General features: G+C 40.5%; 20 protein-coding genes, 1 pseudogene and 1 riboswitch. Of the genes and pseudogenes, 8 read left to right on the plus strand and 13 right to left on the minus strand.

The features are described 5' to 3' along the window. Window positions 1-20: 20 nt before the first annotated feature. Complete coding sequence (locus ACXAHI_RS07725; protein ID WP_474847033.1) at window positions 21-1,343, plus strand: nucleotide sugar dehydrogenase; 1,323 nt, start codon at window positions 21-23, stop codon at window positions 1,341-1,343. Here ACXAHI_RS07725 and ACXAHI_RS07730 read toward each other — a convergent pair. Further along, window positions 1,335-1,955, minus strand: a complete 621-nt coding sequence (locus ACXAHI_RS07730; protein WP_474847034.1) for an MSMEG_1061 family FMN-dependent PPOX-type flavoprotein — start codon at window positions 1,953-1,955, stop codon at window positions 1,335-1,337. The two genes, ACXAHI_RS07725 and ACXAHI_RS07730, sit on opposite strands and share 9 nt — an antisense overlap. Before the next feature lie 169 nt (window positions 1,956-2,124). Beyond that, a complete protein-coding gene (gene metK / locus ACXAHI_RS07735; protein ID WP_474847035.1) occupies window positions 2,125-3,321 on the minus strand; it encodes a methionine adenosyltransferase in 1,197 nt (398 codons plus the stop codon). 197 nt (window positions 3,322-3,518) lie between these two features. Next, window positions 3,519-3,629, minus strand: a riboswitch (SAM riboswitch). Between the two features lie 216 nt (window positions 3,630-3,845). On the opposite strand from metK, the gene pckA reads away from it, so the two are divergent. The 4 genes from pckA (at window position 3,846) to ACXAHI_RS07755 (ending at window position 8,128) form a co-directional block, all read left to right on the plus strand. After that, window positions 3,846-5,435 (plus strand): phosphoenolpyruvate carboxykinase (ATP), encoded by a 1,590-nt coding sequence (gene pckA / locus ACXAHI_RS07740; protein WP_474847036.1) that lies wholly within the window; start codon window positions 3,846-3,848, stop codon window positions 5,433-5,435. Window positions 5,436-5,563: 128 nt separating this feature from the next. Beyond that, window positions 5,564-6,559: an ABC transporter substrate-binding protein gene (locus ACXAHI_RS07745; RefSeq protein ID WP_474847037.1), complete on the plus strand. Its 996-nt coding sequence runs from the start codon at window positions 5,564-5,566 to the stop codon at window positions 6,557-6,559. Between the two features lie 11 nt (window positions 6,560-6,570). Further along, complete coding sequence (locus tag ACXAHI_RS07750; protein ID WP_474847038.1) at window positions 6,571-7,335, plus strand: ABC transporter ATP-binding protein; 765 nt, start codon at window positions 6,571-6,573, stop codon at window positions 7,333-7,335. Next, the gene (locus ACXAHI_RS07755) at window positions 7,328-8,128 is read left to right on the plus strand and encodes an ABC transporter permease (RefSeq protein ID WP_474847039.1); all 801 of its coding nucleotides are present in this window, start codon (window positions 7,328-7,330) and stop codon (window positions 8,126-8,128) included. The genes ACXAHI_RS07750 and ACXAHI_RS07755 overlap by 8 nt, the downstream gene beginning before the upstream one ends. Window positions 8,129-8,267: 139 nt before the next feature. On the opposite strand, the gene ytkD is transcribed toward ACXAHI_RS07755, so the two are convergent. The 5 genes and pseudogenes from ytkD to ACXAHI_RS07780 all read right to left on the minus strand — a co-directional run bounded on the left by ytkD (window position 8,268) and on the right by ACXAHI_RS07780 (window position 10,668). Further along, window positions 8,268-8,741, minus strand: coding sequence for an RNA deprotection pyrophosphohydrolase (ytkD, locus tag ACXAHI_RS07760; RefSeq protein WP_474847040.1), 474 nt, complete (start codon window positions 8,739-8,741; stop codon window positions 8,268-8,270). Between the two features lie 270 nt (window positions 8,742-9,011). Next, window positions 9,012-9,521, minus strand: coding sequence for a hypothetical protein (locus ACXAHI_RS07765; RefSeq protein ID WP_474847041.1), 510 nt, complete (start codon window positions 9,519-9,521; stop codon window positions 9,012-9,014). A 290-nt stretch (window positions 9,522-9,811) separates the two neighbouring features. Further along, a pseudogene (locus ACXAHI_RS07770) lies at window positions 9,812-9,919 on the minus strand (YjcZ family sporulation protein); the annotation flags it as partial. Between the two features lie 164 nt (window positions 9,920-10,083). Then, complete coding sequence (locus tag ACXAHI_RS07775; protein ID WP_270179670.1) at window positions 10,084-10,425, minus strand: hypothetical protein; 342 nt, start codon at window positions 10,423-10,425, stop codon at window positions 10,084-10,086. A gap of 21 nt (window positions 10,426-10,446) precedes the next feature. Then, window positions 10,447-10,668: a hypothetical protein gene (locus ACXAHI_RS07780; protein WP_270179671.1), complete on the minus strand. Its 222-nt coding sequence runs from the start codon at window positions 10,666-10,668 to the stop codon at window positions 10,447-10,449. 143 nt (window positions 10,669-10,811) lie between these two features. Here ACXAHI_RS07780 and ACXAHI_RS07785 point away from each other — a divergent pair, with 143 nt between their 5' ends. The 3 genes from ACXAHI_RS07785 (at window position 10,812) to ACXAHI_RS07795 (ending at window position 14,403) form a co-directional block, all read left to right on the plus strand. Beyond that, a complete protein-coding gene (locus ACXAHI_RS07785; RefSeq protein ID WP_474847042.1) occupies window positions 10,812-12,986 on the plus strand; it encodes a UvrD-helicase domain-containing protein in 2,175 nt (724 codons plus the stop codon). 124 nt (window positions 12,987-13,110) lie between these two features. Continuing rightward, complete coding sequence (locus ACXAHI_RS07790) at window positions 13,111-13,299, plus strand: hypothetical protein (protein ID WP_474847043.1); 189 nt, start codon at window positions 13,111-13,113, stop codon at window positions 13,297-13,299. An 807-nt stretch (window positions 13,300-14,106) separates the two neighbouring features. Beyond that, window positions 14,107-14,403: a DUF3817 domain-containing protein gene (locus tag ACXAHI_RS07795; RefSeq protein ID WP_270179674.1), complete on the plus strand. Its 297-nt coding sequence runs from the start codon at window positions 14,107-14,109 to the stop codon at window positions 14,401-14,403. 160 nt (window positions 14,404-14,563) lie between these two features. On the opposite strand, the gene menC is transcribed toward ACXAHI_RS07795, so the two are convergent. The 6 genes from menC to ACXAHI_RS07825 all read right to left on the minus strand — a co-directional run bounded on the left by menC (window position 14,564) and on the right by ACXAHI_RS07825 (window position 21,999). Next, window positions 14,564-15,664, minus strand: a complete 1,101-nt coding sequence (gene menC, locus ACXAHI_RS07800) for an o-succinylbenzoate synthase (RefSeq protein ID WP_474847044.1) — start codon at window positions 15,662-15,664, stop codon at window positions 14,564-14,566. Then, window positions 15,661-17,124, minus strand: a complete 1,464-nt coding sequence (locus ACXAHI_RS07805; RefSeq protein WP_474847045.1) for an o-succinylbenzoate--CoA ligase — start codon at window positions 17,122-17,124, stop codon at window positions 15,661-15,663. The genes menC and ACXAHI_RS07805 overlap by 4 nt, the downstream gene beginning before the upstream one ends. A gap of 67 nt (window positions 17,125-17,191) precedes the next feature. Then, window positions 17,192-18,007 (minus strand): 1,4-dihydroxy-2-naphthoyl-CoA synthase, encoded by an 816-nt coding sequence (gene menB, locus ACXAHI_RS07810; RefSeq protein ID WP_474847046.1) that lies wholly within the window; start codon window positions 18,005-18,007, stop codon window positions 17,192-17,194. Between the two features lie 26 nt (window positions 18,008-18,033). After that, window positions 18,034-18,858 carry a 2-succinyl-6-hydroxy-2,4-cyclohexadiene-1-carboxylate synthase gene (gene menH / locus ACXAHI_RS07815; RefSeq protein WP_474847047.1) on the minus strand — a complete coding sequence of 275 codons (825 nt, stop codon included), beginning with the start codon at window positions 18,856-18,858 and terminating at the stop codon, window positions 18,034-18,036. Then, a complete protein-coding gene (menD, locus tag ACXAHI_RS07820) occupies window positions 18,855-20,603 on the minus strand; it encodes a 2-succinyl-5-enolpyruvyl-6-hydroxy-3-cyclohexene-1-carboxylic-acid synthase (protein ID WP_474847048.1) in 1,749 nt (582 codons plus the stop codon). The genes menH and menD overlap by 4 nt, the downstream gene beginning before the upstream one ends. Then, window positions 20,596-21,999 carry an isochorismate synthase gene (locus ACXAHI_RS07825; RefSeq protein ID WP_474847049.1) on the minus strand — a complete coding sequence of 468 codons (1,404 nt, stop codon included), beginning with the start codon at window positions 21,997-21,999 and terminating at the stop codon, window positions 20,596-20,598. Before ACXAHI_RS07825 ends, menD begins: the two co-directional genes overlap by 8 nt. Between the last annotated feature and the right edge of the window lie 127 nt (window positions 22,000-22,126).

The following is a 22,126-nucleotide window of genomic DNA, read 5'->3' on the forward strand; positions in this document are numbered from 1 at the left end:
ACCGTGAGAGGAAGAGTGACATGAAATTAGCAGTATTTGGAGCAACCCGTATAGGAGTCACAGCAGCAGCTACGTTTGCAACAAATGGGTATGACGTTATTTGCGCTGATGACGATAAAACAATCATTTCAGCACTTAAGAATGGGTCTGTTCCTTTCAACGAAAGTGGTTTACAGGAACGATACAATGAGGCCGTTAAAACGGGCATGTTAGCCTTTTCTACAAATAAACTGGCAGCAGCAGCAGAAGCTAGTTATCTCCTTTTCACTGAATCGCTTCCAACAAATGAAGACCAAGTTCCAGATCTTACGAACCTTTACCGTTTCATCAGACAAATTGCAGTGAGCGTTCAATCTCACAAAACATTTATTATTAAGAGTACGGTCCCACCTGGAACTACGACAAGAATCCATAATATTCTTATCGAGCAAGGATTGACTGTACAAGATTTCGAAGTTATTCACAATCCAGACTTCTCACGACCGGGGACGATCGTGAAGGATTTTACACATCCATCTGATTTAATTATAGGCACCTCCTCTTTGAAGGGTTGTCGATTGATGGAGTCATTCTATGCTCCACTGACGGACGCTCTTCAATTTATGGATTATGCTAGCGCTGAACTGATGAAATATGCGTGCCACACATACCTTGCATTGAATAGTTCTTGCCTAAATATGATCGCAGGTATGGCAGAGAGATACGGAGCAGATGTGGAAGTTATACACGGGGCACTCCGTGCAGATCCACGAATGGCACAACACTCAAGACATCCAGGCTCTTTCTATCAAGGTAACGAAAGCATATCGAACGTTTCAACGTTTAGAGAAATGGAAAGCCAGTCGTTTTCTAGCTCAAAGCTTATTAATTTGATAGAGGAAATTGAACGTTATCAACCAGAAATTCTTACACAAAAACTTAAAGATTTTCTAGGAACACTTCATGGCTCGATTATTGGGGTTTTAGGAAATTCATATACAAAAGAAACTCCCTCTCCTTCAGACCTTGTATCGAAACGGCTTGAAGAAGAAGGGGCTGAAGTGAGATTCTTTGATCCTTCTATGGAACATCACCACTCGAGCCAGTACCGTTCGTTGATGAACGATACTGTTTCAAACTGTGATGCTTTGCTATTATTAACCGAATTACCTCTTATTCAGAATGTTGATTGGGGTCAATTGGTGAAACGTCAAAGATTGCCTTTACTCGTGGATGGACATAACTTATTCACGTTGGAAGAAGCAAGGATGATCGCCGATGAGCATGACCTAATTTATTGCTCAATCGGAAGACCAAACATCTATAAAGGGTTAGGAGCCATTTCTGTTCAACAGTCAATATAGTCGCTGTGAGTAACTTTCCCTCAATGTCTTGCTAACAGAATCGCTTTCAAGCTTCGCATGGTCTGCGAGCATCTTTGCGGCACTTGGTAACATTTCTGTATTCGGCCAATAGTCTTGCTCAAAAAGATGAGAACGCTTTAATGCTTTTCCACAATGAATAAAACATTCGACCACTTCTACTCCTATTCCTAAAGAAGGAATATTACCAAATGCCTCGCAGTCTTTAAGTAAGCCTTCCTCTTTAACGATACTCGCTTTACCGTTGATTCTAAGGCTTTCCTCCCTGCCTGGAACAAGAAATAACAGCCCTACATTGGGATTCTCCAAAATATTAAGTAGGGAATCCATCCGTTTGTTCCCCGGCCTTTCCGGGATTAGAATGTGTTTTTTATCGATCACTTTCACAAATCCTGGTTGGTCTCCTCTCGGGGATACATCGCTTCCCGAATGAGATGCTGTAGCGATTGTTAAGAAAGGTGAATGCGAGATGAATCGTTCACAGTTATCGTCTAAGAAGTTGATCACCTTGTTGGCAGCTAACTTCCCCGGCTCTCCTCCAATCGAACGTAACTCTTCTAGCGATTCAACTTTCTGTCCAAAAACGTCTGACATGGTAGCCCCCCTAACTAAATCTCAACTATTTTAAGTTTACCATTAAATGGCTTTTGGACGTTGGGTAGTTCTGTCAAATGACGTTATATAACCATTTCGCTACTTAAACCGCACAAAAAAGCTGTCGAGAATATCTCGACAGCTTGCTAGGCCTCTTAGGCTTACTATTTTATTGGTTAGCACCCTTTTTAAGAGCTTCTGCTTTATCAGTGTACTCCCATGGTAATTCGATGTCCGTACGTCCAAAATGGCCGTAAGCAGCCGTTTGTTTGTAGATTGGGCGTCGCAGATCTAACATTTTGATAATCCCTGCTGGACGTAGGTCGAAGTTATCTCGCACAAGTTGTACTAGCTTCTCTTCAGATACGGTTCCAGTGCCAAACGTATCGATCGAAATCGATACAGGTTGAGCAACTCCAATCGCGTAAGCCAATTGTACTTCACATCGATCAGCAAGTTTTGCTGCTACGATATTTTTAGCTACATAACGAGCTGCATAAGCCGCTGAACGGTCAACCTTTGTAGCATCCTTACCTGAGAATGCGCCACCACCATGACGTGCATATCCACCGTAAGTATCCACGATGATCTTACGACCAGTTAACCCTGCGTCACCTTGAGGTCCACCGATTACAAAACGACCAGTAGGATTAATGAAATACTTTGTATCTTCATCGATCAACTCTGGAGAAACAACAGGTTTAACGACGTGCTCTTTAATATTTCGCTGAATTTGCTCAAGCGAAACTTCTGGATGATGTTGTGTAGAGACAACGATCGTATCGATACGTACCGGCTTACCTTCTTCATCATATTCTACTGTAACCTGGGTTTTGCCATCTGGACGAAGATAAGGTAGAATTTCCTCTTTTCTTACTTCGCTTAAACGACGTGCTAACTTATGAGCTAATGAAATCGGTAGAGGCATAAGTTCAGGTGTTTCGTTACAAGCATACCCAAACATCAATCCCTGGTCCCCAGCGCCAATATCTTCAATCTCATCGTCAGACATCTGTCCTTCACGTGCTTCTAAAGCCACGTTCACACCAGCTGCAATATCAGCTGACTGTTCATCGATCGATGAAAGGACTGCACATGTTTCAGCGTCAAAACCATATTTAGCACGTGTGTATCCAATTGTTTGGATCGTTTCACGAACGACTTTCGGAATATCTACATAGTGAGATGTAGTGATTTCTCCGGAAACCAACACGAGTCCAGTCGTGACTGTAGTTTCACATGCAACGCGCGCATTAGGGTCGTGCGCAAGAATATCATCCAGAATTGCATCAGAAATTTGGTCTGATATTTTATCTGGATGCCCCTCAGTTACTGATTCAGAAGTAAACAAACGACGATTACTCACTTAAGTACCTCCTTAAGGATTCATTCCTATTTAATATAGTGTAATGGATACGGTACTCATTTCCCTAATAGTGTTGTCGAAACGAGACATCGAATTCAATATTAATCGGTAATATTACGCTTTTTTCCAAAAACGACAATAAAAAAGCCCTTTCCTTCATCATAAAGGGAAAGGAGCTGAAGTCTCTTGCCTTTCGCCTCTTATCTTCCAAGACAATAAGTCTTGCAGGTTAGCACCTTAATCCACTATGTGAGGAGTTGGTTGCTGAGCTTCATAGGGCCTGTCCCTCCGCGTACTCGGGATAAGAGTATCCATTCTCGAAATATAATATCGTAGTTCGCTTTCTCTGTCAATCTAATGACACAAGCCCTAATTAGAAAGGTCATTCACCTTTTTTTCACTTTTCAAGGAAAAATCCATAGATTAGTATAGAATAATTAAATGAATGTGTTATACTAATTTTGAGTTAAACAAGTTCAGAAAAAATCTTGATGAAATACTATTATAAAGGATGGGTTTAACGTATGAAAACAGCTTCCTTCTCTTCACCACTTTTGGATGCCATTTTAAATAAGAATAATCCGCATGTTAATTTATCAGTTTCTGAACTGGTAGAACGTTCACTATCGATGAAAGAGGGAACATTAACATCCACTGGCGCTCTTCGTGTTGAAACAGGCAAATACACTGGACGTTCTCCAGAGGACAAGTTCATTGTCCGAGAAGAATCAACAAAAGACAAAATCAACTGGAAAACAAACCAGTCTATCTCTTCAGAACATTTTGAAAGCCTTTACACTAAGGTTCTGGATTACCTGGGAGAGAAAAAAGATCTTTATGTTTTCAAAGGGTTCGCTGGAGCTGACCAATCAGCAAGACTACCCATCCAGGTTATCAATGAATATGCGTGGCACAACTTGTTCGCACATCAGCTATTCATCCGCCCAAATGAATCTGAGTTAAAAGGACATGAAGCAGAGTTCACTGTCATTTCTGCACCTGGTTTTCAAGCTAACCCTGACAAAGATGGCACGAATTCAGAAACGTTCATTATTATTTCATTCGAAAAACGTACCGTCTTAATCGGTGGCACTGAGTATGCAGGTGAGATTAAGAAATCGATCTTCACTGTCATGAACTACTTACTTCCTGAGCGAAATATCCTTTCCATGCACTGTTCGGCGAACGTAGGAAAAGAAGGCGATGTGGCTCTCTTCTTCGGTCTATCAGGTACAGGAAAGACGACACTATCAGCAGACGCAAACCGTCGCTTGATCGGTGACGATGAACATGGCTGGTCCATGAACGGCGTCTTCAACATCGAAGGTGGCTGCTACGCTAAATGTATTAATTTATCTAGAGAAAAAGAGCCTCAAATTTGGGATGCAATTCGATTCGGCACTGTTCTTGAGAACGTTGCACTAGACAACAGTTCGAGACTGCCTGATTATGATGATACAAGTTTAACTGAAAATACGCGTGCTGCATATCCGATCGATGCAATTCCAAACATTGCAGTTCCGAGTGTGGCTGGTCACCCTAACACGATTATCTTTTTGACTGCAGACGCTTTCGGAGTTCTACCGCCAATCAGTAAACTGACAAAAGAACAAGCGATGTTCCACTTCCTATCTGGTTACACAAGTAAGCTTGCCGGAACTGAAAGAGGCGTTACGTCTCCACAAGCAACGTTCTCGACTTGCTTTGGTGCACCGTTCCTACCACTTCCTGCTCACCGATATGCAGATATGCTGGGTGAGAAAATCATGGAACATGATGTTGAAGTCTTCCTAGTAAACACAGGCTGGTCAGGCGGGAGCTACGGCGAAGGTGAGCGTATGAAACTTTCTTATACTCGTTCGATGGTTCATGCTGCTCTAAACGGTGAACTTGACAGTGTCGAAACGAAAAAAGATCCAATCTTCGGTTTACACGTTCCTGCCCATTGCCCAGGTGTTCCTGCAGAAGTTCTTCAACCGAGGCAAACATGGAATGACAAAGATAAATACGATGAGAAAGCAAAAGAACTAGCGACTCAGTTCGTGAAAAACTTTGACAAATTCTCAAACGTTTCAGATGAGATTAAAAACGCAGGACCTACTATTGATTTATAATTCACAAAGCACCCTCAGCGGGTGCTTTTTTATTTCCTGTTGCTTGTAGGCAAACACACAATGATGCTTTCTACATAAGCTATAGTATTTCAACGTGCTTATTTTAAAGGCAACAGGAGGTTATTCAAATGCCAAAAGGCTGGATGACGAAAACGATCATATTTATCGCAATATGTTCACTTTTTCTTATGTCTGCATGCAGTAATAACAGTGATAACACGGTAAGAGTTGCCGAAGTAACCCGATCCATCTTCTATGCTCCTCAATATGTTGCATTGTCTGAAGGGATATTTGAGAAGCATGGAATCAATGTTGAACTAACCACGACATGGGGTGGAGACAAAACGATGACAACGCTCCTATCTGATGGAGCAGACATCGCACTCGTAGGATCTGAAACCTCTATTTATGTGTATGCCCAAGGGACTTCTGATCCAGTAATCAATTTTGCGCAACTCACACAAACAGATGGCACTTTTCTTGTTTCAAGGAAGGCGATGGAACATTTTAAATGGATCGATGTAAAAGGAAGTACATTTCTTGGTCAGCGTAAAGGTGGAATGCCTCAGATGGCAGGAGAGTTCGTTCTGAAAGAAAAAGGCATCGACCCTCACAATGATATGACGCTGATCCAAAATATTGATTTCGCCAACATCGCAAATGCCTATGCTTCTGGAAAAGGAGATTTTGTGCAGCTTTTTGAACCGACTGCCAGTATCTTTGAAGCTCAGGGACTCGGCCACATCGTCGCTTCTTTCGGAAAAGAATCCGGCAAGATTCCTTATACAGTCTACATGGCTAAGGATAGCTTCCTTAAGAAAAACGATGATGTTGCTACACGTTTTACAGCTGCTATTTATGAAGCACAAGCTTGGGTCGACACTCATTCATCCGAAGAGATCGCAAAATCCATTCAACCCTACTTTGAAGACACCGAGTTGTCATTGATCACCACCGTTGTTGACCGCTATAAAAGTCAGCATTCTTATGCTACAAATCCAATTCTAGATGAAGAAGAGTGGAACAATTTACAAACGATTATGGATGAAGCGGGGGAACTCCCGAAACGGATCGATCATAAGACTTTAGTGGATACCACCTTTGCAGAAAAAGCACAGCAATAGGAGGAAATCCAATGTCATTTCTTCATCTTGATGCAATCACACATGTTTATTTCACGAAAGAATCTGCAAAAGTTGCAATCTCAGAACTTACTTTTCATATTGATGAGGGGGAGTTCGTATCTTTGCTTGGACCTTCAGGATGTGGTAAATCGACTGTTCTTTCTCTCATATCAGGATTGCAATCTCCCACAAGCGGGACTATAACACTCCAGAACAAAACCATTACTGCACCGACTGAACAAGTAGGATATATGTTGCAGCAGGACTATTTGTTTCCTTGGAAGACAATCGAAGAGAATTGTATGCTCGGTTTAAAACTTACCAATCAGATTACGACAGAGAATAAAGAAAAAACGTTAGGGTTTCTTGAAGAAATGGGCTTAGGTGATGTTAAAAATGCCTATCCAAACCAGCTGTCTGGTGGCATGAGGCAACGAGTAGCTTTAGTTAGAACTCTCGCCACACAGCCCGATTTGCTACTGTTAGACGAACCTTTTTCAGCGCTCGATTACCAAACGAAACTGAAACTGGAGAACCTTGTATCTTCTATCTTAAAAACTAGGAAAAAGACGGCGTTACTCGTTACTCATGATATCGGTGAAGCAATCGCGATGTCTGACAGAGTTGTTCTTTTATCGAAGCGTCCTGGAAAGCTTGCAAAGATCTTTGAAATTCCAGAGCATCTAAGAGAACTCACACCGTTTGAAGCAAGAAATAATCCAGACTTTGGTAATCACTTCCAATCGATCTGGGAGGAGCTCGAATCACATGAATAGCCCCCAGCTAAAGAAACAGCATGCTCATTACCTTAATGAATTAAAGGTAGAAAAGCGAATCGTATTTACATGGCAACTCTTTATACTAATCGCTTTCTTCTCTTTATGGGAACTAGCTGGAAGACTATCATGGGTAGATCCATTACTATTTAGCTATCCCTCAAAAATCGGTGAACTGTTTCTTATAAAGTTATTCGATGGTTCATTAGTCGTTCACACTACCGTAACCCTCCTCGAAACGGTAGCTGGCTTTATACTAGGAACAGCTTTAGGGACTTTGTTTGCCGCAGGATTATGGTGGTCGCAAAAAGCCTCTAAAATAGCTGATCCATACCTTGTCGTACTAAATTCTATGCCAAAAGTAGCTCTTGGACCAATTATTATCGTAGCGCTCGGTCCAGGATACCTTTCGATTATCGCTATGGGAGCTTCCATTTCAATCATTATTACGACATTAGTGGTTTATCACGCATTTCATACCGTTGAACCTAATTTCGTCAAAGTCATCCGTTCCTTTGGAGGCAACAAAAAGCAAACTTTTCTAGAAGCGATTTTACCAGCCTCTTTCCCAGCAATTATCTCTACCCTCAAAGTTAACGTAGGACTATCCTGGGTTGGCGTCATTGTTGGAGAATTTCTCGTATCTAAAAAAGGGCTAGGCTACATGATTATTTACGGTTTTCAGGTATTCAATTTCACACTCGTGCTACTAAGTCTCGTTATGATCGCAATCTTTTCATCGATTATGTATGTGATTGTAGAATGGATCGAAAGAAAACTAATAAGAAACTAGCCTTCATGAAGGCTAGTTTCAGTTTGTAGAGAAACCTATGTCTTAATACTGTGCTCCCTATGGTCCCTCTTAATTGATGAGAATAAGTCAGAAAGGAACCTTTTAATATAAAAAGTCCAGTTTTTTCAACTGGACTTTTTCACATTGATTTGTTTAAGTTCTCCAAACAGAATGGTAGTACTTTGTCTTTCATCATAAAACTATACCGTTCATTCGTCGGAAGATCTGTAGGGAGATCTTGGAGCAATACTGGACCATTCGTTTCCATATAGTCCTCTTTTGATATTAGGTGATCAATTTCTGCATAGTAGACGTTTTTGATGATCGTTCCACCCTTGCCTTCTACGCGGTATTGGCCTACGTACCGTATTGTGTTCACTACGCCACCCGTTTCTTCATAAACCTCTCGGACTGCGGCTTCCTTTGCAGTTTCACCTTCTTCAACTTTTCCACCAGGAAACTCAATTCCTCTTCTAGAATGTTCGGTCAGAAGCCATTTTCCTTCAAACTGACAAATGACCCAAACATGCTTTGGATAAAGCGAATAAGGGTGATCCTTAAAGGAAAGTTTCACCTGATTATGATAATAATCCGTAAACGTAAGTTCGCTCATTTGATAACCTCGTCTTTTAGTTTCTTACTTTATTGTAAAAGAGTACAGATTGGATGTCCAATTTACCAGATTAGATTAGAGTGTTTTGAAACGCAGAGATATTAAAAATACATATAACAACCATGTATTAAGTTGTTGAAACCACTTTATATATTATTCCATAGACTTTACTATTGAATGATATGAATTGATCGTTTTAAGTTAAATCAATGTTACCTAGATAGGAGGAATGTAAAAAATAACAAAATAAAAATGGGCCAAGGCCCATTTTTATTGAATCGTAAAGTTTTGTATGATCCAGTCGTTATTCGTGTATTCGAAATCGATCTCTATCGTGTATGTTCCGTAAAGATCACTTTCGTTCGTTTGGACTAGCTTATATTCAAATTCGTTTACTTTTTTAAGATCGTACTCATTTTCATAATCAACCCACGGGAAAAGTTCCGTAGGTTTTAAGTACAGTTCCCCATCATTTTCTTCATAATAGAAGTCTGTAATTTCATTCGCTAGTTCTTCTGATGCAACGCCTTGTAAATGGTTACTTATTTCTTCTTTTGAAGAGAACTTTTCAACTTTGTAATTTTCATCCGTTTTTTGAATAATACGTTCTATCAGTTCATTCGTTACCTTTTTTTCATCTAATCCCTTAACTTCTTTGGACTTTGCTTGCGCTTTTGTCTCAAAGCTTGAAACCATCATTTCAGTGTGGTTTTGGGCTACTTTCGTTAAATCAGCTCCACAGCCTGCAGTTATACTCACCATAAAAAGTAGTATTAGCATGCTTATGTATCTCATTATAATTCCCATCCTTTGATTCGTGTTGTTTGTGTCTTATAGAACGATTCCTCATTTTCCAAGGTGTCAAACCGCTCATTTCGAGAAATGTACTTTTTTACTACTATTACAATTGCTGTTCTTCTACTTATAAGACGATTGAATAGATCAAAAAGTTTCATTAAAGAAATTCTTCAAATTATTATGACCAACTTACATAAAAAAAGCTGTCATAGGCGACAGCTTAAACCTTAGCAATATGGATTATACCCAGCTCCACCAACTTGAGGCGGTGGGCAGCAGCCTCCTCCAAACGCACCTGCTCCAACGATAATCAATAACAAGAATAGAACAACGATTAAAGCAAAGCCTTTTCCGTAACCACCTTGTTGCTCTTTACCCATATACGTATCCCCCCAAAATAATTAATTACTACAATATACTCTATGTCAAAAACCTAATTTAGGAAGGGCATGAGCGGAGAAAAAGAAAAAATATACGGCATTTGCCCTCATTCATCGTGAAGAGCATAAAAAAAAGCTGTCGTAGGCGACAGCTTTTTAACTTACTATTTTCTAGTATGAGTATTTAAAGCATCCAACACTCCCATTTGTTCGATCTGTGCTTTTGTTTCTGGAGTACCTAATTGATGAACTAGATAATAAAGATCATAAATCGCATTATCTGTCCAATCGCGATGACTATCAACTTCTTTCTCATCGAAATGGTTAGTTGAGAAGAAATCATGCTGTTGTACATATTTTTGTGATCTTAATTTCTCAATCGCTTGTTGGATTTTCATATATTCTTCATGATTCGCTTTAATCTTAAAAGAGTTTAATTGATGACCCTCGATCTCTGTTTCGTGAAGCTCACCTTTAGGGGTAACATAGTACGTTTTCTTAATCATATTCATCCTCCTTCAATCTTTTTAAACAGGGCTATCCTGCCTGTGAGTATACCCTTTGTACTCGTGCTGAGCTGCATCGATCGTCTGCTCTACATTGAGGTGAGAATAAAAGACGCCTACATCCCTTCCAGCTTCGTTTGCCTCTTCAACAAGAAGGTCGTAGTACGATTTTTCTTTCTCGTCATTAGCTACATGAAATTGCTTCCGATCATGGTCAACTATTACAAGAACATCGCTTTCCACTCTCTTTCCTCCTCACGACTATTCTTACAGAAACATTACCCGAATCTCTATTAAACTAATCTTTTCTAATTCTAACTAATCGTCGCCTAAATCTGTGTTAAAATGAACGGATGAATCTATAGAATAAAGTTCAGGTGATGATCATGAATTTTACGAAAACTCCCCACCAAGAAATATCTGAATCCAGCCTAGCAGCACCCTTAACATCAACTGGTGGTGAAGGAGTTGCGAAAACGGAACTTGATAGAGACTTCTTTCTAGAACTATTAAGCTCAGGCATTCGATTAAACGATCGCCAAATACAAGCTGTACAACATACGTCCGGACCTCTTTTAACCATCGCCGGTGCTGGAAGCGGGAAAACATCAGTACTGACTGCGCGAACAGCGTACCTTATGACGGTAAAAGAAATCGACCCTTCCAATATTTTACTTATTACATTTACAAGAAAAGCTTCAGAAGAAATGAGGCAGCGAATCAGCGCGCTTCCCGGTGTTGCTCCTTCTCAAGCAAACAGTTTAACAGCTGGTACTTTTCATTCGATCTTTTTAAAACTATTGAGAAGCATTGGATACAACCAGAAAATATTAAACAGCGAACGCCATAAACAAATCATTATCAAGAATATCTTGAGAAAATTAAATAGTACACAAAGTTCTTTACCTGAAATCATGCTTTCTTCGATTTCTTCCTGTAAGGTTAAAATGATTGAGCCTCACGATGTACCCGAAGGGAAAGAAACAGAAGAATTAAAGAAAGCATACCAAGAATATGAAACATGGAAAGCCTCTAATGGCTACATGGATTTTGATGATATCCTTGTATTTACATACCGTGAATTCCTGAACAATCCACAGCTTCTTCAGAAAATGCAGAAGCGTTTTCAATATGTACTCGTTGATGAGTTTCAAGATACGAATCCAATTCAGTATGAACTGATCAAGTCCATCGCTGCACCACATAATAATCTATTTGTCGTAGGCGACGATGACCAGGTCATCTATTCCTTTAATGGCGCAAACAGTTCTATCATTCTTGAGTTTGATAACACCTATCCTGATGCAAAAGTTGTTACGCTCGATACAAACTATCGATCTACACCAGATATCGTCGGACTTGGAAATCATATTATCAAACATAATGAATATAGAAGATCCAAATGGATGAATGCGACGGATAAAGAGGGAAGAAAACCATCCTATATACGACCTGCAACAACTGAAGAAGAAGCCACTATCGTCCTTGAAAACATTAGGAAACAGAAACGCGAATGGAAAGACATCGTCATCCTTACAAGAACTTATACGAATGCAAGAGCGATCTTTGAGCAACTCGTCGAGCAAGATATACCATTTAACGCACAAGGAATGAAGCAAGTATTCTATGAACAAACAATCATTAAAGGCATGCTCGATCACCTAAGACTCGCTTATCAGCACGATAGCCTCGATGCAACGGCAGCAATCCTGCCTTCTCTCTTTATTAACCAGGAAGCAGGAATGCGTCATATAGAGATGGAGAATTTCGTAGACCCAGTCGATTTTCCGTTACGCCATCTTACTTCTTGGAAAACACTAAGACCTTTCCAACAGAAAGCCATCGAGAAGAGAATCAGTTTGATAAAGGAAGCAAAGCGACTTCACCCTAAGAAAGCGATTCAGTTGTTACGGGAAGACTACATGAAGCATTTAGATAACGCGAATGATGAAACGATAACTGTTCATAAAACAACGCTGAAAGAAATGATGGACGAACTTGAATTCTCTAGCTCACGTTTTGAAACATTGCCTGAATTTCTAGGTTATGTCGATCGAATTATCACTCGGTTTAATGAACATAAAAAGAAGACATATACCAAAAACGCGCTCTCTTTGTTATCGATTCATCAAGCTAAGGGCCTTGAGTATCCCATCGTTTACTTGATCGGTGCTTCAGAAACGATTCTTCCGCATGTATCAGCGTTAACATCGATGAAGGATAAAGAAGCTTCTCAAAAAGACTTATACCTTAAAAATCCTTCTGCGGACTTAGAAGAGGAACGTAGGCTTTGTTATGTAGCAATCACTAGAGCCAAAGAAGAAATCTATATTAGCTCACCAGAAAAACATCTAGGAAAACAGACTCCTGTATCACGTTTTTTAACTGAAGCATTTCGAAAGAAGAAAACACTCTCAGACCTTCAAGTAAAAGCTTGGATCTGTTCAAGTGATTTCTGCAAAGGATGGATGAAGATCAATGGAGAACAACCAGAGGAAAAGGAATGCCCACTCTGTAAAAAACCAATGATCATCTCACAGAAAGCAATCCTAAAACGATAAATATGTCATACCAATAATCTTTGTTGCGCTTTGATTACAAGTTATTTAAGAGATGTTAAACAGCCCATTTTTATGCGTTATACATGCTATAGTATAAAAAAACGATGCAACAGGAGGGCTCCGATTGAGCAGCATACGGTATGAAACCATCTTTCAGAAACAGCTTGCAAACGGAACGATCATTGGGATTATGGATTACCTAGAAGGCAAGCTGATCAGATTGAACCTACATGATGAGGAGCCGGAGTATCTCAACCCGGAATTAAAGGAATTCTTTCAGAATGAACGTAAGAGAATGTATACACCTCAATAAGCTATAGATTTACCACGTTTTTAAGAAGACGCAATGCTGTCGAGATTTTTCTCGACAGCATTTTTTTACGTAATGATTGATTCTCCCTTGCTGAATAAAAAGGTTACGAGATGAGAATTCTAAAATACTAGACAAGGATAGAAATTTTTTATTGAAAAAGGTTTGATATGAAAAATAAGTAGGGAATAAAAGAAGTAGCTAACGAAGGCTACTTTGAAGGAGGAAAAGACATGTTAAAGCAGGTACTCGTTATTATAGGAATTGTTGTCGTTGTACTATTCGTAGTTAACGCACTATTCTAGATTCTATTACAAAACATGTTGTTAGGAGGAAAGAATATGGTTAGAACAATCTTAATGATTATTGGTGCTATCGCACTGATCGCTGCAATCTTATCATTTATATAAGTCATACAAAGAATGCGCCTAGAATCACTGTTCTAGGCGCATTTTTATATTAGCGTTTATCGTTATTACTGTTTTTCTTGACTTCGTCGACCTTGGACTTAGGGATGTATATGAAAATCGCCTTTTTTTTGCTGTTCATATTGATCTCCTTCAAGATAATTATTAGCTCACCTATCTAATTCTACTTGATATGAAACATAAGAATCAAGCTAATTTGTTCAAACAGAAGCTTTTTTACTATATTGTGGAAGGATAAATTCATGACCTATAACTGTCAACAAATCGATGAATTTTCATGTCTAAGGATGTTGTTTCACTGATATACTTGTTTTATACTATGAAGTATCAAGATTGTGAATTTCATCACATTAAATCAGTTAGTACTGAAGGAGTGAACGTGTTGTTAAAACAGCCTTTAAAAATGTTCCGAGGCGTCGGTTTTGCTGAAGGTATTTCCTTCTTACTTCTTCTCGGAATCGCGATGCCACTTAAATATATGTTAGATATGCCACTTGCAGTGACGATTGTTGGCGCAATTCATGGAGGATTGTTTGTGCTTTATATCGCAGTGATCCTATATGTAACGCTAGTGAAGAAATGGTCTTTTCTAAAAGCATTTCTCGCTGTAGTATCGTCAGTGATTCCGTTTGGACCGTTCATTTTCGACGCCAAACTCATCAATCAATCAGAATCTTAATCAAAAGGAAGGACCAAACCGGTCCTTCCTTTTCAGCTTGTTGGAAAACTTAGGCCTCATGAGTAGGTAGACCTCTTCTCCTACTAGAATACTTTTAAATCAAGTAAAGCTTTCTCAACAGCTCGTAAATGAAGGACTAAATCAGTTTTTTCTAACCCCTCTATAAAGTCAATGTGTCTAACGTAAGACGACTGAGCTCCCTTCGATCTACTTCATACCCTATTCCAGGTTCATCTGGGACGGTTATGCAGCCATCTTCTACCGTTACTTCTGGCATAATGACGTCCTTTTCCCAATACCTGGAAGAGGCAGATAGATCACCTGGTATTGTGAACCCTGGTAAGCTAGCAAGCGCTATATTATGTGCTCTCCCAATCCCTGACTCGAGCATCCCGCCACACCAAACTGGGATGTGTTGTTCTAAACATAAATCATGGATTTCTTTGCTAACTTGTAAACCACCGACTCGACCGGGTTTAATGTTAATAATCTTACAACTCTTAAGCTGAAGAGCTTTTTTCGCATCATTGTAAGACGTGATACTTTCATCTAAGCAAACCGGAGTCGAGAGGTGTTTTTGCAGTAAAGCATGGTCCACAATATCGTCAGCCTCTAGTGGTTGTTCAATCATCATTAGCTCATACTCATCAAGTTTTTGTAGCTTAGGCAAATCATGAAGACGATAAGCGGAATTGGCATCAGCCATCAAATTGATCAATGGAAATTTCTCTCGAATCGCACTGATTAGCTCGATATCTTGAGAAGGCTTGATTTTAATTTTTATTCTCTCATATCCTTCAGCTACTCTCTGTCCGATTTCATCGAGCATATGCTCTTGTGAGGACGCTCCAACCGCTACTCCCGCTTTGATACACTTTGAAGTTGACCCTAAGGCCTCAGCTAAACTTATATTCTCCCTCTTTGCATATAGGTCCCATACTGCTCCTTCGATGGCTGATTTCGCCATCGTATTCCGTCTGATAACATTAAGAACCTTCGACACTTCAGAAGGATGATGAAAAGAATGCTTCTTCAACTTTGGGACGATTATGTCTTTTAGCATATGCCAGGAAGTGGTCAACGTCTCTTCTGTATACCATGGTGTAGTGAAAGCTACTCCCTCACCAAATCCGGATATACCATTCTCATCGATCGCTTCAACGATGATTAGGTGCCGATCATCTACTTTCTCCAAACTATTTTCAAATGGAGATTTCAATTTCATCTTCACATGGCGAAGAATGACTTTTTTGAGTTTCATCGTTTTACCCCCAATAGGCGGCGCTGTAGTTTATTTGCCCCATTTCTAGGAAGCTCATCAAGAAACGTTATGCTCTTTGGCTGCTTGTATCGAGCAAGCTTTCCGGAAAGAAAGGTGAGCAAATCTTCTTCCGTTACTTGGTTCGTTCGACTTACAACAAAAGCGACTGGTACTTCGCCCCACTCTTCATCGGGTACACTTGTCACCCCTGCATCAATAATTGCGCTATGTTCTAAAAGAGCCGCCTCAATTTCAGCAGGATAAACGTTTTCGCCACCCGATATGATGAGATCTTTTCTTCTGTCTAAAACAAATAAGAAGCCTTCGTCATCGATATAGCCCTGGTCTCCTGTATGCAGCCAACCGTCTATTAACGAAGCTTTCGTAGCACGTTCACGATTGTAATATCCTGATGTAACAGTCGGCCCCTTCACAAGAATCTCACCATGTTGGTAAGGAGCTGCTTCCTTTCCATCTTCAAGAATTCTTAACTCTGAAGGAAAAAGCGCTTTACCTGCTGAGCCTTGTTTACTTAACATGTACTCCGGTGAGAGTGTAATGATTTGTGACGCTGTTTCTGTCATTCCAAAAGTTTGATACACGGGTATGTTCTTTTCCTGACAAGTTGAAAGAAGAGGATAAGGAGCTGGTCCACCACCTAAAAGCATACATCGAAACGTATCAGGATAAATTGTGTCCCCAAGGTCATCTAACATTCGTTTCAACATAGTACTTACGACAGATACGATTGTAACGCCGTCTTTCCGGATCGATTCATTTACGGCAAAAGGGTCAAACTGGGAATGGATGACGGTCGTGATGCCATAAATAACACTACGTATCAAAATGGATAATCCACTCATGTGATACATAGGAACAGCACTTAACCACCGATCATTTATATGTAATCCAAGGTTCAAACTTGAGCTTATAGCACTCCACCAATGATTCCCATAAGTAAGCATGACGCCCTTAGGTTTTCCTGTTGTTCCGGACGTGTACATGATTGTATGGAGCTGATTTAAAGAGATCGTCACTTGCAGCCCTTCTTCGAGGTCTGCACCTGGTTGAAGCGTTTCCCAAGAAATAATAGTAGCCTGTGAGCCAGCGGCTTTTATCGCCTTTTCTTCATAGGTTATATCTGAAATCAAATAGGATATTTCAGCATCTGAAAGTTGATAGGAAAGCTCAGAGTCTGTTAAGCGAAAGTTCAATGGAACGATGATTGCTCCTAAATACATCAGCGTGTGCATGCATACTACTGTTTCAATTCCATTCCCCATTAAAAAACCGACATGATCGCCTCTTTTTATGCCAAGCTTTTTTAATGCATTTGCCATTTGAACGGACTTTCTCTGCAGTTCTCTATACGTCCATGCCGTCTTGTATTCATCGATAACGGCTATCCTTTCAGGGGTCATATAAGCGCGCTTATGCAGCCAATTTGGCATCGTCTCCATCGGTACCTCTCCTTTCTTTATCGTTAAAAACAGCTTGATGGAAATCCATCAAGCTGTCGAATAATTCTTATGGAAAGCGAGGGAACTGTTTGAAGTCCGGCTTGCGCTTTTCCTTAAAGGAATCACGACCTTCTTTTGCTTCATCAGTCGTGTAATATAATAGTGTTGCATCTCCGCCCATTTGCTGTAGACCAGCTAGACCATCCGTATCAGCATTCAATGATGCTTTCAAGAAACGAAGTGCAGTTGGTGATTTTTCTAGCATTTCTTGTGCCCACTGTACTGTTTCAGCTTCTAACTGCTCAAGAGGCACGACTGTATTAACAAGTCCCATCTCTTTCGCTTCTTCAGCATTGTACTGGCGGCATAGGTACCAGATTTCACGAGCTTTCTTATGCCCAACGATACGTGCCAAGTAACCAGCACCATAACCAGCATCAAAGCTTCCCACTTTAGGACCAGTTTGACCAAAGATCGCATTGTCTGCAGCAATTGTAAGGTCACAAACAACGTGTAATACATGACCTCCACCAATTGCATATCCTGATACCATCGCGATAACTGGCTTTGGAATAACACGGATCAGTCTTTGTAAATCTAGAACGTTCAAACGAGGGATTTCGTCGTCTCCAACATACCCACCGTGACCTCTAACACTTTGGTCTCCACCAGAACAGAACGCCTTATCTCCAGCACCTGCTAGAACGATAACTCCGATATTGGAATCATCTCTCGCATGAGCAAAAGCATCGATCAGTTCATTAACTGTTTTTGGACGAAATGCGTTTCGCACCTCTGGTCGGTTAATTGTAATCTTAGCAATCCCATCATGTGTTTCATAAAGAATATCATCGAATTCTCTTTCAGTAGTCCATTCAATCAAGATGAAATACTCCTTTCATATGTAGATTAATTTTGTCTTACTTTTAGTTTTCCTAGAAAACCTATTACCATTTTATCAAAGATTTGCGGTTGTTCTAAATGAATTGTATGTCCTGCGTCAATAATCTTCTCAATTTGACCATTAGGAAGCCTTTCGTTCATGCGATTTGCGATCGATACAAATTTTTTATCATGTTCACCAACCAGTAGTAAAGTTGGAATCGAAATGGCTGTTAACTTATCCCAATTGGAAGGCTGCGCACCTGTCCCCATACCCTTTAAACTATTTACTAGTCCTGTTGTTGAGTTAGTAAGACGCTGCTTCCTAAGCTCTCTTTGTAGAGATCGTGGTAGACGTTTTTGCGTTTTGAACAATGGGACTTCCTCCCAAAAAGCAACGAAGCTTTCCATACCATCTTCCGCAATACGTTTCGCAAGCGCAGCGTCTTTCAAAATTCTTTCTTCTCGCTCTTCAATCGTTTCTAGCCCAGGGGAACTGCTTTCAAGAATGAGGCTCTTCACATATGAAGAATGATGCGCTGCAAAAGAAAGAGCAAGTCTACCACCCATAGAGTAACCGATTACATTTGCATTTTCTACGTTCAACTGATCTAAGATATCTTTCAAATACTGTAACATAGCTTCCATCGAATAATAAGCAGGATCGTCTGGCTTGCTGCTTTTACCATGTCCGATGAGATCAATTGCTATACAGCGATATCGATCAGACCACTTTTCAATGAAGGGAGTCCAGTTATCGACCGAACCTGTAAATCCATGTAGGAACACGATCGCTTCACCTTTCCCCCTGTCATCAATATGAAATTGTAAGCCATGGGTAGAAATCATCATAGCTTAAACTCCTTCAACACTGCACTTGTTGTTTCTGAAACCTTTGAAAACACGTCCCTATGCAATACCTTGTTAAGATTTCGATCCGTAGGAATTTCAATAATATTTAATCCTTTATGATTCTTTGAAGCATGAAACAAATCATTAAATTCTTCCCACGAAGCTGCTCGTTCAAATGTAGCTCCATATAAAGCAGCTGCATGTCGATAGTCGAGACCTGTTGGCGTGCCGAATAGACGCTCAAAGTGCTTTTCATGTTCTTTCTCTGCCTGTGGAAGAAAAGAAAAAATGCCTCCACCATCGTTATTCATTACGATGATTGTTAAATTCAAACCATATAGCTTTCCTAATAACAAGCCGTTCATATCATGATAAAATGATAAATCTCCTATTATCAATACCGAAGAATCGAATGAAACGCTCGCGCCTAGCGCTGTAGAAACCACGCCATCTATTCCATTCGCACCTCTATTACCCATTATGGTAGGAGAACCATGCTTTGGTAAGAAGAAATTATCGAGATCTCTTATCGGCATACTGTTTCCAACGAAAAGCAAGGATTCTTCAGATAAGAGATTAGCGAGTTCTTTAAAAACGTGCCCTTCAAACATCTCACTCTGATCAGTAAGAAGAACATCAATTGCTTTTTTATTGATCGTTTGCCAAATTCCACTCCACTCATTGTCTACGCGCTTCGGCTCTTTATCAAGGCGTTCAAGAAGCTGCTGACAGAAAGAAAATGGAGACGCAACGACCATGTGCGAACTGTTAAGGGTTGGGTCTCTCCACCCTGCTTCATCGACCACGATCTGATGCACGTCCTCTAACTTATCGATGTACTGCAAATATGCTTTCGAGATGGGCATCGCTCCGAAACGAATGACCACGTCAGGCTTCAGTTTTTTACTTTCACCTTTTAATAGCGCATCGTAGCTTTCGATCACCATAGGATTATTCATATCCCGACAGTTAGATAAAGGATCTGCAAAAATAGGAAAGCCTGTTGCTTCCGAAAGCTTTTCAACCGCATCTGAGAGTCGCTTATCTTCCTGTGGACCGACTACGATCAATCCTCTCTTTTTCATCAACATCTCAATATAAGAAGAAGTCTCAAAATCATTAACCCTTATACTATTTCCTGGAACAGTCACCCAAGGCTCGTCGTTAGCTCTTCCTTCTTGATAGATCGTGTCATCTGATAAATCAGGAACGAGTGGATCTCGGAAGGGAAAATTCAAGTGAACAGGGCCAGATGGAGCTTGTAAAGAGATCGCAGAGGCTCGTGAAGCCACTGTTCTTATGTATCGAATTAAAGATTGAGAAGCATCTGGCATCGACGCTTCCATATACCATTTTGGAAAATTGCCAAACAGTTGATTTTGGTCGATCGCCTGTGGTGCACCATTGTCTCTTAACTCATGAGGGCGATCTGCCGTTAAGATGATCAATGGTATTTTTGATTGAGCTGCTTCAATGACTGCAGGATAGTAATTCGCACCTGCTGTACCAGAAGAACACAAAAGTGCAACAGGCTTCTTTTGGGCTTTTGCAATGCCAAGCGCAAAGAAGCCTGCTGACCGTTCATCTACATGAACCCAGGAAGTGATTTCAGGATGATTTGCTATAACCATAGCTAATGGTGTAGAGCGCGAACCAGGACTGATGACAACATCATTAACCCCGGAACGAGAAAGTTCATCAACAAATGCCCCTACATAGTTTGAAAGGATGCGTTGATCATTCATATTGGTTGCCTCCAAGCGCTGCTAGCATCGGTTTAAACTTCATCTTTGTTTCTTCATATTCACTGTGTGGATCTGAATCTCCGACAATTCCACATCCTGCGAACAACGATGCATCCCGTCCTTTTAATAAACCTGAACGGATAGCGACAGCAAACTCACCATTATCCTGATAATCGATCCAGCCAACCGGACCAGCATACCAGCCTCGATCCATTCCTTCTACTCGTCGAATCTCCTTAACTGCCTGATGCTGTGGATAGCCTCCAAGAGCAGGGGTTGGATGTAGGCGTTCTACCATCCGTAATAAGCTTGTCCCTTTACGAGCCCGCGCAACGACAGGTGTAAATAGATGTTGAATGTGAGGCGTTTTGTATAACTCCGGAGTAGACGGTACTTGTACAAACTCACATTCTTCTTCCATTGCTGTACGAATCATTCGTACTACAAGATCATGTTCGATTCGATTTTTATTATCATGCAATAATTCGTTTCCAAGTTCCTTATCTTCACTTTCTGTATCTCCTCTGTCGATCGAACCAGCAAGGCATGCTGAATAGACTTGCTGTCCATCTCGCTTAACGAGGCGTTCAGGTGATGCACCGATAAAGCATTTATTATTGTAATTAAAAGCGAACAAGTAACTATCACTTTGTTGTTCTTTCAACTTAACGAGCGTTTTAGAAGAAGAGAATGGCACTTCTGAACGAAGTTTTATTTCTCTCGCAAGTACTACTTTTTCTAACTTGCCGTCTCTTATATTCGCTGCAGCGCTGCGTACCGTGTTTTTCCATTGCTCTGGTTCGATTTCTTCAACAGTGAAGTTTGTAGTTGAACCACCCTGTTCGGAAGGCATCATATCCAAAATTCGATTATAGTGATGAAGAAGCTGATCAGATAACTCATCGGCTTGATCACTCTCATCCACGACCGCATTCAGCGTTAGCCATAGATCGTCTCCAGCTTTTGTTAACATCAGCTTTGGAATGACCATTCCGCCTTCAGGGAATCCTGACCAATTCTCAGTACTTGCTGCATCAGGATCAAATGAAAACCCACCGAGTAATACAGGACCAACTCCAGGTCTTGAAGGTGCGCCTTCTATTAAAGAGTGCTCCAAAAATTTCTTCCAATTACGTTCAATCGTTTGGAATCGTTCCTCATTAGCTTGAAAGGCTTTTAACGTTCCAAGCCCTACGATCGTTGTATCATTTTCAGGGTCTGCCCAAAACGTTCGATCGTTATTATATAAAGACGAACCAGCTGCATAAAAGGAGAGGGGATCGACAGCACCTACTTGTAGCACCTGGCTAACAAGTACAGACGTTCCCCGTTTGTTCGCCTCACTTACACCTTGATGAAGCAGGCTATATAGTTCTTGATGCTGTATAATAGACACTGACTTCTCCCCCCAACTTTCTTTCCATGCAAAAGCAGACCGAGTCAGCCTCGGCCACAGTTAATTAAAGGATACACCTGTCCCACTAAAACTGTCAACGAAGCGGTTTTTACCATTCGATTATTCT

Source organism: Anaerobacillus sp. ABD4_527 (genome assembly GCF_056160805.1).